This is a genomic window from Phaeocystidibacter marisrubri, from assembly GCF_008933165.1.
Lineage (GTDB): Bacteria > Bacteroidota > Bacteroidia > Flavobacteriales > Schleiferiaceae > Phaeocystidibacter > Phaeocystidibacter marisrubri.
In genome coordinates this window covers 167,992-184,258 of sequence record NZ_WBVQ01000002.1, presented here as the reverse complement: position 1 = coordinate 184,258, position 16,267 = coordinate 167,992, and the positions used below count along the sequence as shown (strand labels likewise).

Genomic DNA, 16,267 nt, shown 5'->3' with positions numbered 1-16,267 from the left:
GGAGCTGTTCTCATTTTCGAGAAAGAGGTTACAGAATATTCGTCTAGAAAAATGATAGAAAGGCAAGTAGTGTACGATATAGTTATTGTTGGGGCAGGACCCATTGGGCTAGCATGTGGAATAGAAGCTCAAAAGCGAGGATGGAACTACGTTATTATAGACAAAGGTCCTCTCGTTCAATCGCTTTATAATTATCCATTGGGAATGACCTTTTTCTCCACAAGCGACAAGCTTGAAATAGGAGATGTTCCCTTTATAAGCCACAACCACAAACCGACCCGAAGTGAAGCCCTTGAATATTACCGGAGGGTGGCTCAATCTTGGAAGTTAAATCTGGCACTTTATGAGTCGGTTGAAGAGATTACAGGAGAAGATGGAGCGTTCTCCGTCCAAACTTCAAAATCATCCTACACCGCGAAGAAAATCATCATTGCCACCGGATTCTACGACATTGCACATCGCTTGAATATTCCTGGTGAGGAGCTGCCTAAAGTGCAGCACTACTACCGAGAGGCTCACCCATATTACGGGCAAAAGTTGGCCGTGATTGGAGCTATGAATTCCGCCGTGGACGCAGCACTCGAATGTTGGCGCAAGGGGGCGGAAGTCACCATGATTGTCCGCAAGGGTGAAATTGGTGACCGGGTTAAATACTGGGTTAAACCAGATATTGAAAACCGCATTGAAGAAGGGAGCATCAAGGCCTACTTTCATTCTGAAGTACTTGAAATCCGAGATCATTCCATTCGGATTCAAACACCCGAGGGAGAGAAAGAGATTGAAAACGACTTTGTATTGGCCTTAACGGGCTATGAACCCGACTACTCATTCTTGAGCAAGTTGGGAATACAGCAAAGTGAGGATGGACTGCGAAAACCCATCTATGACTCTGATACCATGGAGACCAATGTGAGCGGAATCCATCTTGCGGGCGTGATTTGTGGCGGAATGGAAACCAATAAATGGTTCATTGAAAACAGTCGTGTTCACGCAGAGGTCATTGCGAAACACTTGGAGAATCATCTCACTGCCATCTAACGGGCTCTTTTCCTAACTTCCAATAAACGTAGGTAGAACCTGCTGAAGTGACACGTGTTTTAATGGGGAGGATAAATTTTTCATTGTACCACGCTTCGTAGATGTGGCCTGGAGCAACGGCAAAGCGGTGGGCGACTGGGATTTTTTCAAAGGAAGTAAAATGGCTATTTAGAGAGTCTTTCTTAATCTCCGATACTTGATAAAACACAATATCTCCAGAAGTGGAGTTAAAGATAGGAAGGTCGATGGTGTCCTTTATCGTATCGATTTTACTCAGCAGTAAATCCAGCTGGATGGCATCTATGGTGCCCGGTAAGATAGGGTAAGGGATAAAGTCGCCGCCTTGGCTAACACTGGCTGATTCACGCGAATACTCAATCTGTGTCTTTTTACTGCCTTGGTGATTCACATGTTTAAGTGGACGTCCCCAATGATCGAGTTTCAAGGTGTCTTCAAAGTGAAGCCCTTCTGCAACCATCGACTGTGTGCGCAAGAATCCATCATCCGTGGGTACGATATGGATAAATACTTCAATTGGAGTTTGAGACAGCACACCATTATCTTCAATAAACATCTTATAATGTGCACTTTCGGCTTCTATTTTAGTGGCATTACTAGGAATGCGTGTACAAGCCAGCGCTAAAAGAGGGAGTAGAAAAGCTGCATATTTCATACTGCAATGTACGTACAGAATGGGTCAATTCATCTCGTCGAAGTATCTTGCTGATTCAAATGCAATTTTCCTATCATGAAGTATGTGTCTTGGAATGTTAACGGTGTAAGAGCTGTTGCGAAGAAAGGTTTTGCCGAAGCCGTAAAGGCGATGGAGGTAGACGCGATTTGTCTGCAAGAAACGAAAGCAACTCCCGAGCAAGTAGAAGAAGCCGTCGCTGAGTTAGAAGAGTATTCTGTTTACGCCGTTGGGGCAGAGCGGAAAGGGTATTCTGGTACCGCTATTCTGACAAAAGTGAAACCACTATCCGTGTCTTACGGCATTGGTATAGAAGAACACGATACAGAAGGAAGAGTGATTACCTGTGAGTTTGACGAACATTACCTCGTTACAACCTATGTTCCAAATTCTGGAAATGGATTGAAGCGATTGGATTATCGCAGTGAATGGGATGTAGCGATGCTGAATTACTTAAAAGGATTGGAAGAATCTAAACCCGTGATTTGGTGTGGCGACTTAAACGTAGCTCATCGTGAGATTGACATTGCCCGCCCGAAGTCGAACTACAACAAAACGGCGGGTTATACTCAAACTGAAATTGATGGGATGACTCGCTTTTTGGAGTCAGGTATGATTGATACATTCCGTTCTCTTCATCCTGATGAGGTGAAATACTCTTGGTGGAGTTACCGAGGAGGAGCAAGAGAGAAGAATATTGGCTGGCGCTTGGATTACTTCCTCGTTTCGGAAAGCTTGGAGAGCAAAGTGAAAGAAGCCTTCATCCTCAATGAAGTTGAAGGCTCCGATCACTGTCCTGTTGGAGTTGTTCTATCTTAAACTTCAACCAGCTTTCGCGAGTTGATTTTCGTGAACAGCTTCAAACATATATTCGGCCCGGGCAACCTTTGAGGTTCGCTTCGGGCCTTTTAGTATGCGGACAAATACCCGCAGTTTTACTTGTCTTTTTTCGGAGGAGTAGAAGCGTGCGAGAAGTTCTACAGTGTCGCCAACTTGGGCGTCATCAAACTTGTCGAGTTCTACGCGTCTTCTGAATTTCTCGTATTCAGGTGCAACACTGATGAGTGTTTGACACGGTTCTTTGGTGCTTTCTTCAATCTCTTGAAGGAGTTCCCAAAGCTTCAGTTTGCCGTTGGAATCGGCTTTTGGAGCAGTAACCTCGAAAGTTCTGCTGAAGGTGTTACTGGTTTCGGCTTTGATGCTTTTCAATAAGTCTTTCATAATAGTAAGGGTATGGGGGATAATACACTGGATTCAGGACGGTTCGAAGCGGTGTTCCAATAGTGATTTCGTTGATTACCACAGACTTGATTCATCATTTGTTTCATGATTGCAAAAATTTGAATGGACATTGTTTACAGATTTTGGGTTAAAAAAAAAGAGGTGATTCCTTGCGGAAGCACCTCTTTCTCTGATTGTCTTTTTCGGGTCACTTAACGTGATGTGAGGCACTCCTGCGGTATGCAAATACAATTCATCACCCACATAAAATTGCGGTGACCGAATTGAATTGTATACTGCTTCGAAGTGTTCACGGTACGAATTTAACGAATGTGTTTAATTAATCGTGTAGAAGGCCTCTGAAAATTATTGGGCCTTGATACTGTCTCTATAACGGATGAAGGCATTGTAGAGTTGGGGATCTTTCATTTCAGCGATATTCACACTGGAGATAAATTGCTGAATCTCTGTGTTTTTTATCGGTCCACGAATGCGGCGAAGCGACTGAACCACTAGGTTTTGATACTTCGGATTTTGATCTTGTCCCACTATACTCAACATCATGAGTGCAGCACCTTCTGCATTGCCTGTTTCCATAAAGATGGTGGCTTTGTCAAGGCGAATAGTGATGTTAAACGGACTGATCTCTAATCCCTTATTGTACATCTCCATGGCTTTATCGTATTTCTTTTGGTAGAAGTACATTTTGCCGTATTGAGAATAGGTTGCCACATGCCATGGATGAATCTCTAGTGCGCGTTCAAAAGCCGATTCAGCTTCAGCAAATAACCTCGGATCATGCCCACGCATGGTAGCGGTTACAGAATTGGAAAGCCCCGCAAAGTAAGGGATGGGATTTGCAACGTAATCCACATCCACAATGTCTAGATCTACGTCTTTATACGTGTTTAAGATTTGCACGGGGTCTTGGTTGTCATTCCCAATATTGATGATGGAAACCTTTGCTTCCTGAGGGAATCGTCTTCCAGTAACGAAAGTGCTAAACAGGGCAAGAACGAGAATCAGTCCATTGGCAGCAGATGCTTTGAAGTGATACGATTTCGTTTCGTGAAGAATGAACGCTGCTGCAAACATGGCAGGAATAGCCAGATCAACTCTCTCAATCGGGAACTCGCCCATAGCGTAGGCGGAGAACCCAATAAAAAGGGCCACAGAAGAGAGGAGGATTTTGTGTTCTTCGCGGTCTTGTGATTTCTTGAGTTTCAGTATTCCCATTCCCATAACTCCTCCAAAGAAAACGATGTAGAGTAGTCCACCTGGAATTCCTCCTTCTGCAAACATCCACACATAATCATTGTGTGGTCTAAGCATGGCCGTTTCGCCATTGGATACTCTCGTGTTGGTATGAGCGAGGCCGTATTTTGGAAAGTTAATTTTCCATTGACCTGCGCCAACGCCTTCCAGAGGATGTTCTGCAACCATCTTCATAGAATGGCTCCAGTACAAGAAGCGAAGTTCAATATTGTCGGATGCAACAACGGTATCCTTCGACTTAGATAGTCCTGAAACACCAACCAATCCCATGAGGATGATTCCAAAGACGATTCCAATGACTTTGGTAGGGATGAGTGTCTTTTCAGCGTCTTTTACCTTAAAGACAATCACTCCCACCAACAAGAAAATGGTGGCTGCGAAAGTGCCTATCCAAACGCCTCTGGTCTTTAAGAGGATAATCAACAAAACGCTGAGACCAAGAGACAGCATTGCGCCGTTCTTCCAACGTTTGTCTTTGTCCCAAAGGGAATAAAGAGAGCCAGCAGCGCTGAGCAGCATGGCAGCACTTAGAAAGTTCTTATGTCCAAATGGAGCTCGGATGTTGAGGAGATCTTCCACTTGCAAGTATGCGCCTAGTCCGAGGGCACCTCCTACAATACCATAAACCACCAATCCTCTAGAAAAATCTCGGTAGGTGAGATACTTTCTTTGGATGGCCACGCTACCTAGAAGAAGGACGGCGCCATACAGTGCGAAACGGGAAGAGGTGAGGAGCCATTCTGGCGAGCTGTAAATCTCCGCGATGAATCCTGTGAGGGTCATCCATGCAGTAAAAACGAGCCAGAGAATAGAGAGGATCGGAATTTTTGTTTCCGATTTGTTCTTGGAAAAAATGAAAATTCCAGCGCCTGATAGGAGAGCAGACCAGACTAAAGTTCGGATGATAAGGAAGTGCTCCGTTATTCCCGTATGCTTGATGATGGGAGTTAATCCGAATGCGATGATAAGAATCCAACCAAGGGTGGTGGTAGCTCTAGAATTTTGGCTCATGCTGAAAAGGACTTAGACGACACAAGGTACAATCTAAGCACTTCAAATCGCAAGCCTTTCGATGAGGTAGGGGTATAAAAAGCGAAGTCCCGCCAAAAGGCGGGACAGATCGCAATAAACAAAGCTGATGGTTACTGCTTACGCGTCGGTTCCAACTACTTCGAAGTTGTAGTCGAAGCTCACCTCACGGTGAAGGCGCATTTTAGCAGTGTGCTTTCCAACGTTTTTGATAGAACCACCAAGGATTTGGATGAAGCGACGATCCACTTCGTAACCCATTTTGGCAAGTTCATCAGCCAAGCTGCTATTGGTAATGGCTCCGAAGAGTTTACCGTTTTTACCAGCTTTAGCAGAAATCTTAAGTTCAGCTTTCTGAAGGTTATCAGCGATTGTTTTCGCGTCTTCGATCATCTTCGCCTCTTTGTGAGCGCGCTGACGAAGGTTTTCTGCTAGAACTTTCTTTGCTGATTCAGTAGCTAAACGAGCTTTTCCTGAAGGGATCAAGTAGTTACGACCGTAGCCGTCTTTTACTGTTACCACTTCGTCCTTGAATCCAAGGTTCTCTACGTCTTGAATGAGAATGATATCCATGGTAAACCCTTATTTCAAGTTGTCAGCCACGTATGGCATAAGGCCTAGGTGACGAGCACGCTTGATGGCAACTGACAATTTGCGTTGATACTTAAGTGAAGTTCCTGTGATACGACGTGGAAGGATTTTACCTTGCTCGTTTACGAAACGAAGAAGGAACTCAGGATCCTTGTGGTCGATGTGCTTGATGCCGTACTTCTTGAAACGACAATACTTTTCCTTGATGCCGGTGTCAATGCTGATCGGCTGAAGGTAGCGGATTTCGCTCTGTGAAGAGGCTTGTGCTGTTTGCTCCAGATTCATGATACTCTAGAATTAGGCGTTAGACTTTTGCTTCTTGCGACGCTTATCTGCGTACTCCACACCGTACTTGTCCATCTTAACGGTCAAGAAACGCATGATACGCTCGTCACGCTTCATTTCTACTTCCAATGGAGCGATAGCCGCACCTGGAGCTGTGAATTCAACAAGGTGGTAAAAACCACTCTTCTTTTTTTCAATTGGGTAAGCGAATTTCTTCAATCCCCAATTTTCATGATTGATGATCTCTGCACCATTCTTCTTAAGAATGTCGAGATACTTGTCTGCCGCTTCCCTTACCTGTTCATCAGATAAGACGGGATTCAAAATGAAAACGGTCTCGTACTGGTTCATAAATAGTTGAATTTGAACACGATTCACGTTTATTCGTAAATCGGGCGGCAAAGATAGAATAATGATGTGGTTTATGCAAGAGATTGAGTAGATGGCAGATGCTGGCGCAAAGCCTTTTTTCATTCTCTCTTAGAAGCCGTAAAAATACATACTTCCTAGCAACGGTATTCCCCACATCTGAGTATGGTTTGATTTCTGTCAGTTCTTACTTAAATGTGGTTAAATCAGTAAGTGGGGTGCTTGAGATCTGAAGTTTTGAATAAGCGGATTTTATCTTGAGTCGATCAAACCTAATTTAATGTATAAGCCATGAATGAGTTCGTCATCAAGTATTAAGTCTGTATGCGTTTCAATAGGGATGTAGAGGTTTTCGGTGGTTACGCTTCTAAATTGGAATGAGTGTGACCAAGGAATAAGGCTCATAGAGTTGATGGTGCAGGAAGTGTTCAATTTTACGCGGTTGGAAATTAGGTGAGTATTTGCTTAGGATTGGGATCCCTTAATGGGCTCTGTTTCTTGAGATGAGGTTTCAACTAAGGCATTTTAGGCTCGACTCTCACAGAACGAGTTCAGGAGTTGTTGGTCTCCTAGGCTCTACTCTTGTGAAAAGATTGTTGAAAATGTTAGTTCTCTATCCTCTCAAGTCTGTTGCGTGCCCTTTTCATTCTACTATCTTTGTCCTTCTCCTATGAGCACAGATAATCAATACATCGTTTCAGCCCGTAAGTATCGTCCATCTACCTTTGAATCGGTAGTGGGGCAATCGCATATCACCAATACCTTGGAGAATGCAATTGAGAAAGATCACTTGGCTCAAGCTTTGTTGTTCTGTGGACCACGTGGTGTAGGTAAAACCACTTGTGCACGTATTCTCGCTAAGAGGATTAATGAGCACTATGGTGGAGAGAACGAGGATTACAGTTTGAATATCTTCGAACTCGATGCCGCATCGAATAACTCGGTAGATGATATTCGAAACTTGATTGATCAAGTTCGCTTTGCGCCTCAAGTAGGCGAATTCAAAGTGTATATCATCGATGAGGTTCACATGTTGTCTCAAGCGGCTTTCAACGCGTTTTTGAAGACGTTGGAAGAACCGCCTAAGCACGCCATTTTCATTTTGGCAACCACGGAGAAACACAAGATCATTCCTACGATTCTCTCTCGTTGTCAGATCTTCGACTTCAAGCGAATTACGGTTGAAGATATCGCCAAGCACCTCGCTTGGGTTGCCCAACAAGAGGATATCACTGCAGATCCTGATGCGCTTCATCTCATTGCTCAAAAGGCAGATGGCGCATTGAGAGATAGCCTTTCCATCTTCGATAGAATTGCCTCTTTCTCAGATCAGAACATCACCTACCAGGCGGTACTGGATAATTTGAATATCCTCGATTACGACTACTATTTCCGAGCCGTTGATTCGATTATGGCAGGCGATGTTCAAAATACGCTTTTGCTGTTCCGAGAGGTATTGGATAAAGGCTTTGATGGCCACATGTTCATTACAGGCTTGGCCGCTCATTTCCGCGATTTGTTGGTGGGGAAGGATGCAGCAACCTTGTCGCTTTTAGAAGTGGGTGAGAATATCCGCCAACGCTACATCGACCAAAGTGGACAGTGCAGTTTGCCTTTCTTGGTAAATGCCTTAAAAGTCTGCACGGAGTGCGATGAAAAGTACAAGGCGAGTCACAATCCTCGCCTCCACGTTGAAGTCGCATTGCTTCAACTTCTACAACACGTCGCGTTTGCCGACGAAAAAAAAAAATGACGATCCAAAACGGATAGTCCTTCCAGCCCCCGGTCAACCAGCTTTAGCACCCGCTCAGGCAAAGTCAGCTCCGCGCCCTGTTCAAGAAGTTCATATAGAGGTTGAAAAACCAGCCTCAACGCAAGAGGTAGCCCCTTCTAAACCAATTCCTCAACCCAAAGAAGACCCTGTCGTTTCTCGTCCGTCTAAGCGCGGCTCTAGAATGCGCGGATTCTCTTTGAAGGATATGGATGCTCCGAAGGAGGAGACAAAAGACGGCGAAGTAGAGGAAGAGACCCTTTCATCTACTCAAGGCCTTCCCGAAGAGTATTTTTCGGAACACGAAATGAAGGATGTTTGGAAGCGATACCTGTCTAAGGTGGAGCACAAGAAATCCATTTACAATACCCTCTCCCGCCACGAGCCTAAGTTGCTAGATAAGACGATCATTGAATTGGTTCTAGACAACAAGACACAAGAAGGATATTTGCAATCGGGACGCGCCGACCTGATGGCCTTTCTTCGTACGGAGCTCAAGAACTTCAAAGTGGAATTGAAGACGGTAATTACAGAGAGCGAGCAAGTAAAGAGTTTGTACACTCCGGATGAGAAGTATAGACATATGGTAGAGAAGAATCCATTGTTGGCAGAATTCAGAAAGAAGTTAGACCTCGACTTAGAGTAATTGCCTCACTTCTTGAAGGTTGAATTTCGTAGTTTAGACCTGCTAACTTGAATTTAACCTCACTATGAAGCAACGAATAGGCGCTCTCATTACTCTCACATTTGTTGCGATTTCTACAATCCTTTGGTGGAATTCACCAACTGATCCAAAATCAAAGTATCGGGAGATAATTGCCAATCATCCTTTTGCTCAGCGAAAGGCGATGACCGTAGAGGAATTGAATTCCATACCCAAGAAAGATCGACCTGATTTGGCTTGGGAACAGAACTTCCTTGCAACGATAGATCCGGCTTTAGGGCGCCCCGCACCAGAGCGTTTGTCCGTGGTCTACCAGACCATTGCTGCTCAGTATAATTCAAACAAAGTCACCCCGGGGTTTGCCACAACTCCATGGGAGGAACGCGGACCTAACAATGTAGGAGGACGCACGCGGGCTATTATGTACGATCCCAATGACCCTACTCACAAGAAGGTTTGGGCGGGTGGTACATCAGGAGGCTTATGGTACAATAATGACATCACAGATCCCACTTCAACTTGGATAGCTGTTAACGACTTTTGGGCAAACCTATCGGTTACGGCCATTGCACATGATCCGACCAATTCGAACATCTGGTATGTAGGAACAGGCGAAGGTTGGGGAACCGGTGCAACCCGAGGAGCTGGAGTATGGAAATCAACCGATGGAGGTTCAACTTGGAACCAATTGTCGGCCACCACTTCATGGTATTACGTGAATGACTTGATAGTTCGCAATGAAAGCGGAACAGGGGTACTTTATGTAGCCTGTAGAGATAACTTTTACAGTGGCGCATGGCATGGAAACGGTCAGGGGTTGCAACGCTCCATCAATGGTGGTACGAGCTTTTCCCAAGTGTTGCCGAATGTTTCGGGACAGAGCTACAACTATGCACCTGCCGATCTGGAATTGGCCAGCAATGGTCGAATTTGGGTAGGGACGCAATCGGCCTCTTATGGAGGTGGAGGAGGAAGAATTCTCTACAGTGATAATGGAACGAGTTGGACCACGGCATATTCCTCTTCTGGTACAGGCAGAGTGGAATTGGCATGTGCACCGAGTAATGCATCTTTTGTGTATGCTGTAGTGGAGAGTGGCGGACAAGTTCATGAGATGGTCAATACAATTAATGCGGGCTCTACGTGGAATGCCATGAATGAACCGAGTGATGCCGACCCTGGAATTCCCGCCTCCGACTTCAGTAGAGGACAAGCCTGGTACGATTTGATTTTAGCCGTCCATCCCACCAATCCCAATATGGTTTATGTGGGAGCTATCGACTGTTTCAGAAGTTCGAATGGCGGAAGTACATGGACACAACTTTCCCATTGGTATGGAGGTTATGGCTTCCCGAATGTCCATGCTGATCAACACCAAATGATCTTCAACCCGGGTAACTCCAACGAGATGCTATTGGGCAATGATGGAGGAATTTACCGAATGACAGGAACTGCTGGAACCACTTCTGTTTCGTCTCGAAATAACGGTTACAACGTCACCCAGTTCTATTCCTGTGCGATTCACCCCAATGCAAACAATGTTCAGGCATTAGCGGGTTCGCAAGACAACGGTACACAGCGATTTACTTCACCAGGTGTCGGTGCGACCAATGAGGCTACAGGTGGTGATGGGGCGTTCTGTTTCATCGATCAGACCAACCCCAATCTGTGGATATCCTCCTATGTGTATAACACCTATTACAGATCCATCAACGGAGGTACGTCCTTTTTGAGTACAGAAATTTTGAATGATCCCAATACTGGACGGTTCATCAATCCCGCCGATTACGATGATAATCTCGGGATACTATACTCTGCCCGAACGAACTCAACTCTAAGTAGAGTGAGTAATGTTGCGGGGTCGCCAACAGCTTCGTCCATTGCGATTAGCGGAATGTCGGATATGGCCTCGCACATTCGTGTTTCGCCTTACACGACGACCTCTACCACCTTATTCGTCGGAACAGGATCGGGCGACTTGTACAAGGTGACCCAAGCCAACGGAAGTCCTTCCTCTACGAGTATTGGTTCCGCACTTCCGGCAGGATACATCTCTTGTGTGGAGGTTGGCGCTTCTGAAAATGAGTTGATTGTGACGTATAGTAATTATGGAATGACTTCCGTTTGGTATACCAATAATGGTGGCGCTTCTTGGGTTTCTAAGGAAGGCAGTTTGCCTGATATGCCTGTGCGTTGGGCCTTGTTCAATCCTCACAATAGAAATGAAGTTCTACTAGCTACAGAGGTGGGCGTTTGGACGACATCCAATTTCAATTCTACCTATCCTTCCTGGTCGCCAAGCAATCAAGGGTTGGCGAATGTTAGGGTGGATATGCTCCAAATGCGCAGTTCAGATGACGAAGTGATTGCAGCCACCTATGGACGAGGCTTGTTCACGAGTAATGGATTCGCGCCTCCAGCCATGCCAGTTGCCAATTTTGGAGCAGTAAAGACCGTAGCATGTACCAATGAAGCCATTCAACTAGTGGATTCGAGTACGGGAGTTCCAACTTCTTATAGCTGGAGTATTTCTCCGAATACGTATAGCTACATCAACGGGACTGGCGCTTCATCCCATCAACCTGAAGTGCATTTTAGCGCTGCTGGGCAGTACACCATTACTCTAACGGTTTCGAATGGAAGTGGCACCGATACGAAAACGCGAAATCAATTTATTCAGGTAGGTGGATATTCTTTGCCATTTACGGAAGACTTCCAATCGAGTATTTCAGATTGGACTTTAGACAATCCGGATGGGAGTCATACATGGAAAGTGGTAACGGCCCATAATGGTTCATCCTCCAACAAAGCTGCAGTAGTAGAGAATTACTTCTACAATGGTGTGGGACAAAGAGATGGTTTGATTTCACCTCCACTCAATTTCTCCAGCTATGCTTCGGTTTCACTGGATTTTGAATATGCCTACCGCCGCTATGGAGTGGGGTATGAGGATAGTTTAGCCGTATATGTTTCTACGGATTGTGGTACCACTTGGACTCGTGTTGCTTCTTACAAAGAAACAGGTAGCGGAGGTTTCGTAACAGGGCCGAACAACACCAATGCATTTGTGCCAACTGGAGCTTCAGAATGGTGTGGAGCCAGTCCGGCATGTCCGACCTTAGATATCAGTGCATTTGCTGGTCATTCGGATGTGTTGGTAAAGTTTGAAAACATCTGCGGATATGGAAACAATCTATATATCGACAACATCAACATTCAAGGGGTATCCGCCTCTCCACCTTCATCAGCTTTTCATGTATCCGCTACTTCTGTTTGTCCGAGCGAAGTGTTGAGCTTGACCGATAATTCAACGGGTGGTCCAACCTCTTGGAGCTGGAGTTTCTCACCTCCTACAGGGGTATCCTATGTAAATGGTACCAATGCGAATAGTCAATCTCCACAGGTGAGTTTTTCTACGCCAGGAACGTATTCCATCAATTTGACCACTACAAATTCCTATGGTTCAAACGCCTCTTCTCAAGTAATTCAAGTAGACTCATTAGTGGTTTCTACGGTGAGTGTAAATGCCATGAGTACAAATGTTTGCTTCGACGAGCAGGTGGCCTTCGTGGCAGGTGGATCGAATCTGGGAACCCATCCTCAGTACTTGTGGTACCTCAATGGAATTCTACAACCGAGTACATCTGTATCATGGATCCATTCTTCTTGGTCGGTGGGAGATTATGTGCAATGTAAGGTGATCCCAGATGTGGATTGTCCAGCTGCGGATACGGTAAGCAGTTCGATTATCAATATGACGGTAGACCCTGGACTTAATCCTATCATCTCTATCAGTTCAGCCGATACGGTTTGTGGGGCTACAGCAACATTGGTTACCATGAATTATTCCAATGCAGGACCAAGTCCAACGATAGAGTGGTTTGTTGATGGAGTTCAAATTGCTCAAACCGGCGCTTCAGTCTACATTTCTCGTCAAGTGGACTACACGCTCTACGGGGTGCTTACAACAGATGAGCCCTGTGAGAAGTCGGATACAACTCCGCTCAAAACGATTTATGTAGACACGGCATATTCACCTAGTGTCTCTTTGGTGAGTTCACCGAGTTCGGTATGTGCGGGAGATTCTGTGTTTTTCACGGCAACAGGACTGGGAGCAGGGCCTGGAGCCTATTACCAATGGGAAGTAAATGGAATCGTCCAATCTGGAGTAACGGGAAACACTTTCTTTATACCAGCGCTACAGGGAGGAGAGTATGTGCTAGTGAGATATTTTACTACTCAGAACTGCTCTTTCTCGAATTTTGATTCCGATGTGATTCAGATTCCTGCAGGAAGCGGACCGCCATCTGTTGCTATTCAGCTAGATTCGTCTAGTGTTGGTAGCTATTGTGACGGTCAAAATTTTGTCTTCACGGCCACGGTTAGCAATGTCTCCCCATATGAAAATGTCACTTGGATGAAGAATGGAGTAGTAGTGGGCACAGCTCATCATGGAGTATCTCAAACGTTTAACGGTCTAAATAATGGCGATCAGATATCGGCTACGATCACCTCCACACTTCCATGTGTGTTAAATCGGATAGATACAAGTGATGTTCTGGTCATGAATTTGGCACCTCTACCAGTGGTCACATTGACGGGGTCCATTTCTCGCATGAACCTTTGCGAAGAGGATACAGTGGACTTGACATTTAGTCCTTCGGGTGGTACACTCACGGGACAGGGTCTAGTCGGAAATCAGTTCATTCCAACGATTGCTGGCAATGGAGTGAAGTGGGTTCGCTATGCTTATGCCGACCCTTCCACGGGCTGTTCGACCTATCAAGTCTTGAATTTCAACGTGACTTTAGTTCCCAAACCAACGGTGAATTACATCAACGGTAAATTAGTTACCCCTCTCAATGGATATGATTACCAGTGGTACGACGGCAATGGAGTCATTATCGGGGCAACAAACAGTTCATACACTCCCACTCAAAATGGAGTGTACCGATTGGAAGTATCGAAAGATAGCTGTTCGAAGATGTCTGATGAGTTGATAGTAGATGATATCAGTGTCCCAGAATGGAAGGGGATTGAAGCTCTGTTATTGTATCCGAATCCAACACAACGAATGCTTACACTCTATTCGAACTCTACAGTTACGGATGAGGTTGTCTTGACCATTTCCGATGCAAAGGGAGCTGTGTTGACCACTCGAAGTACAACGATAGAAATCGGTGAAAATCGCGTGGAATTCGATTTGTTGAATTGGCCTCCGGGTGTGTATACCCTACAGATTCAAGGTAGAACTGGAGTTGCCGTCAGAACTTTTGAAGTAGCACAATAATGCGACGTTGGATTGGAGTAGCGCTTCTAGCTGTATTGGTCAGCTGTAGTTCAAAAGTGGGACATCCGCAGGATTCTGGATATGTGTCAAGAGGTATTTCAGGTCAGGGGCAGCGGTACATTTCCATCACTTTTGTTCCCGGCGATGGACACGTTCGTCCCATTGAAGGAATCAGCCTAAATGAAGTGCCTCTGTCCTACAATTGGGAGAGTGGAACAACGACCAAGTTGGAATCATTTTGCCTGATTGATGTGCGATCCGAAACGGGGATGATCCTAGACTCAACCTACTATGCACTCTTTATTGCTGATGAGTTTGAATTGGAATTGATATATCCAGATGGAAGTGTTCAGGAACTCCTACTGGAAGAAGTAGAATACAACGCAGGATTGCGAGCTCAGTAGTAGTAGTTATACCTCGATGAATATGTATCAAACCAATCTACATTGCTTAATCTAACCCAATACCCAGCTCTGAAATTACTGCTGTACAATCCAGGTACTCGAAATGGCGGTTTGCTCAATCGTTCGTATTCTCCTACTGGGAGGTGCCGTTCGCGTTTATCAGGCAGCACGTATAGAAGCAAGGTGCTTACGGATTGATATTGCCCCAGACTTTCTAGATAATCCAAGTACTGGTGTGTAAGCTCGTCATCGTTTGGATTTTGCTGCAACTTCAATTCGTAGCTCACACAGTGGTAGAGTGTGTCATTGAGTTCTTCTGGATTTTGTGAGGCTGAGTGAACATCTTCACCGTAGTATTGAACGACGTCTTTCAATATATGCATGACGATATCTTGCGAGTCCTCCCTAATTCTTCGGCTCCAAAATCCCGTCACATATCGGTTTGTATTGGTTGTTTGTTCTTCAATAAGCAATTGACAGATGTCGAACATGGAGTAGTCCGATCCATCGGTTAGATAGTTTGAATGGATGGCAAACTGTTTCTCGTAAAACTCCTCCTTCGAAATAAATCGATCGTAACCAATGTGTCGAACTACTTTGAAGATATTCACCAATACCTCAGCCTTTTCGGGAAACAGGGAATTGCTTTGGTTATACCGATCTGAATACTGAACATAGGTAAGTATGGGGTTTTCAGATTCTAATGCGGCTGGAAGCAATTCGAATAGGTGGTTGCGAATGGAAGTGTTGAGGTATTTTACGTTTCGATCATTCCCTCTAGGATAGGGCTTTAAGGTGAGGGGAACACTATAATTTGTGTCGGGTGAATAAACATTGAGTACGTTGTCATCCACCTCATAAAAATGAAATGGACTATAGCCTGTTGGACTAATGTCTGCATACTTTTTTACTCGGTTATCAAGCTTGTTGATTTCATTGTTATTGGAAGAATACGAGCTGTAAATCGAAAACACACCATAGCCAATTGAATCGCCGATGAACTCTGCGAGGTATTGACGAATGATAGCGTTTGGAATGTGGCCTCGATAATGTGTACGGTGTATTGGAAAGAACAAATCGGGGTCTTTCTGATGATCTTTCTCGTAGTAGAATCGATCGGGATAATATTGTCCTGTAATTCTGTCGATGGAATAATACTCTGCTTTGCATCGTAGGCTTAATCCGCCTTTTTCTACTTCGTGTAAGGAAATTGAATCAGGGTTGAAATCCGCAGGAAGAGTTGCGGGAAGATTGAAAGATTTGACTTCCATTACCCATCCCTTTTCATTTGTAATACAAAGGGATATATTCCTCTTTGTGATTTCTATAGGTGTAATCCAATAGGCCGATGTTCGATGGCCAGTCCACCGCACAATACGAATGGATTTCTCAGTTAGCCAATCTGTGTTTTGTGGGAGGGGTGGAAATCTACTTTCATTGATGGTGTCGTGATAACCGCATTCAAAGTAGGGTTTTCTATAGGTGTTGTCGTATTCTGTAAGGAGAGAATAAATCGATACAGATTCTCCTGTCCGCAGTTCGTAACATCCACTAAGACTGAGTAGTAGAAGGAAGTAGAGTGAGGATTTTAGAAAGCGGAGACGCATAGTGTAAGATTGTAGCGTGAATTTAATGAACT

General features: G+C 44.9%; 13 protein-coding genes. 6 read left to right on the top strand and 7 right to left on the bottom strand.

Features of this window, described 5'->3' with window-relative positions; all coding sequences use genetic code 11:
* Window positions 1–51: 51 nt before the first annotated feature.
* Window positions 52–1,038, top strand: a complete 987-nt coding sequence (locus tag F8C82_RS08190) for a YpdA family putative bacillithiol disulfide reductase (protein WP_151694065.1) — start codon at window positions 52–54, stop codon at window positions 1,036–1,038.
* Here F8C82_RS08190 and F8C82_RS08185 read toward each other — a convergent pair.
* Window positions 1,025–1,711 (bottom strand): hypothetical protein, encoded by a 687-nt coding sequence (locus F8C82_RS08185; RefSeq protein WP_151693104.1) that lies wholly within the window; start codon window positions 1,709–1,711, stop codon window positions 1,025–1,027. The two genes, F8C82_RS08190 and F8C82_RS08185, sit on opposite strands and share 14 nt — an antisense overlap.
* A 75-nt stretch (window positions 1,712–1,786) precedes the next feature.
* On the opposite strand from F8C82_RS08185, the gene F8C82_RS08180 reads away from it, so the two are divergent.
* Window positions 1,787–2,548 carry an exodeoxyribonuclease III gene (locus F8C82_RS08180; protein WP_151693103.1) on the top strand — a complete coding sequence of 254 codons (762 nt, stop codon included), beginning with the start codon at window positions 1,787–1,789 and terminating at the stop codon, window positions 2,546–2,548.
* A 3-nt stretch (window positions 2,549–2,551) separates the two neighbouring features.
* Here the strand turns inward: F8C82_RS08180 and F8C82_RS08175 are convergent, their stop codons facing one another.
* The 5 genes from F8C82_RS08175 to rpsF form a co-directional block, all read right to left on the bottom strand.
* Window positions 2,552–2,950, bottom strand: a complete 399-nt coding sequence (locus tag F8C82_RS08175) for a hypothetical protein (protein ID WP_151693102.1) — start codon at window positions 2,948–2,950, stop codon at window positions 2,552–2,554.
* A 366-nt stretch (window positions 2,951–3,316) separates the two neighbouring features.
* A complete protein-coding gene (locus tag F8C82_RS08170; RefSeq protein ID WP_151693101.1) occupies window positions 3,317–5,236 on the bottom strand; it encodes an O-antigen ligase family protein in 1,920 nt (639 codons plus the stop codon).
* Window positions 5,237–5,374: 138 nt separating this feature from the next.
* Window positions 5,375–5,827, bottom strand: a complete 453-nt coding sequence (gene rplI, locus F8C82_RS08165; protein ID WP_151693100.1) for a 50S ribosomal protein L9 — start codon at window positions 5,825–5,827, stop codon at window positions 5,375–5,377.
* 9 nt (window positions 5,828–5,836) lie between these two features.
* Window positions 5,837–6,130: a 30S ribosomal protein S18 gene (gene rpsR / locus F8C82_RS08160; RefSeq protein WP_151693099.1), complete on the bottom strand. Its 294-nt coding sequence runs from the start codon at window positions 6,128–6,130 to the stop codon at window positions 5,837–5,839.
* A gap of 12 nt (window positions 6,131–6,142) precedes the next feature.
* The gene (rpsF, locus tag F8C82_RS08155) at window positions 6,143–6,481 is read right to left on the bottom strand and encodes a 30S ribosomal protein S6 (protein WP_151693098.1); all 339 of its coding nucleotides are present in this window, start codon (window positions 6,479–6,481) and stop codon (window positions 6,143–6,145) included.
* A 688-nt stretch (window positions 6,482–7,169) separates the two neighbouring features.
* Between rpsF and dnaX the strand changes: the two genes are divergently transcribed.
* From dnaX to F8C82_RS08135, 4 genes are all read left to right on the top strand, one after another.
* Entirely contained in the window at window positions 7,170–8,252 is a 1,083-nt protein-coding gene (gene dnaX / locus F8C82_RS08150) for a DNA polymerase III subunit gamma/tau (RefSeq protein WP_151693097.1), read from the top strand.
* On the top strand, window positions 8,230–8,916 hold the full coding sequence (locus F8C82_RS08145; protein WP_151693096.1) for a hypothetical protein: 687 nt from the start codon (window positions 8,230–8,232) through the stop codon (window positions 8,914–8,916). Before dnaX ends, F8C82_RS08145 begins: the two co-directional genes overlap by 23 nt.
* A gap of 64 nt (window positions 8,917–8,980) precedes the next feature.
* Window positions 8,981–14,224, top strand: coding sequence for a PKD domain-containing protein (locus F8C82_RS08140; RefSeq protein ID WP_151693095.1), 5,244 nt, complete (start codon window positions 8,981–8,983; stop codon window positions 14,222–14,224).
* Complete coding sequence (locus F8C82_RS08135; RefSeq protein WP_151693094.1) at window positions 14,224–14,628, top strand: hypothetical protein; 405 nt, start codon at window positions 14,224–14,226, stop codon at window positions 14,626–14,628. Before F8C82_RS08140 ends, F8C82_RS08135 begins: the two co-directional genes overlap by 1 nt.
* Here F8C82_RS08135 and F8C82_RS08130 read toward each other — a convergent pair.
* Window positions 14,622–16,235, bottom strand: a complete 1,614-nt coding sequence (locus F8C82_RS08130; RefSeq protein ID WP_151693093.1) for a hypothetical protein — start codon at window positions 16,233–16,235, stop codon at window positions 14,622–14,624. The genes F8C82_RS08135 and F8C82_RS08130 overlap by 7 nt on opposite strands.
* Between the last annotated feature and the right edge of the window lie 32 nt (window positions 16,236–16,267).

Coding starts and splice junctions, on each gene's coding strand:
- F8C82_RS08135 (WP_151693094.1), top strand. CDS start 14,224: ATGCGACGTTGGATTGGAGTAGCGCTTCTAGCTGTATTGGTCAGCTGT.
- F8C82_RS08140 (WP_151693095.1), top strand. CDS start 8,981: ATGAAGCAACGAATAGGCGCTCTCATTACTCTCACATTTGTTGCGATT.
- F8C82_RS08190 (WP_151694065.1), top strand. CDS start 52: ATGATAGAAAGGCAAGTAGTGTACGATATAGTTATTGTTGGGGCAGGA.
- F8C82_RS08170 (WP_151693101.1), bottom strand. CDS start 5,236: ATGAGCCAAAATTCTAGAGCTACCACCACCCTTGGTTGGATTCTTATC.
- F8C82_RS08175 (WP_151693102.1), bottom strand. CDS start 2,950: ATGAAAGACTTATTGAAAAGCATCAAAGCCGAAACCAGTAACACCTTC.
- F8C82_RS08180 (WP_151693103.1), top strand. CDS start 1,787: ATGAAGTATGTGTCTTGGAATGTTAACGGTGTAAGAGCTGTTGCGAAG.
- F8C82_RS08185 (WP_151693104.1), bottom strand. CDS start 1,711: ATGAAATATGCAGCTTTTCTACTCCCTCTTTTAGCGCTGGCTTGTACA.
- dnaX (WP_151693097.1), top strand. CDS start 7,170: ATGAGCACAGATAATCAATACATCGTTTCAGCCCGTAAGTATCGTCCA.
- rplI (WP_151693100.1), bottom strand. CDS start 5,827: ATGGATATCATTCTCATTCAAGACGTAGAGAACCTTGGATTCAAGGAC.
- rpsR (WP_151693099.1), bottom strand. CDS start 6,130: ATGAATCTGGAGCAAACAGCACAAGCCTCTTCACAGAGCGAAATCCGC.
- rpsF (WP_151693098.1), bottom strand. CDS start 6,481: ATGAACCAGTACGAGACCGTTTTCATTTTGAATCCCGTCTTATCTGAT.
- F8C82_RS08130 (WP_151693093.1), bottom strand. CDS start 16,235: ATGCGTCTCCGCTTTCTAAAATCCTCACTCTACTTCCTTCTACTACTC.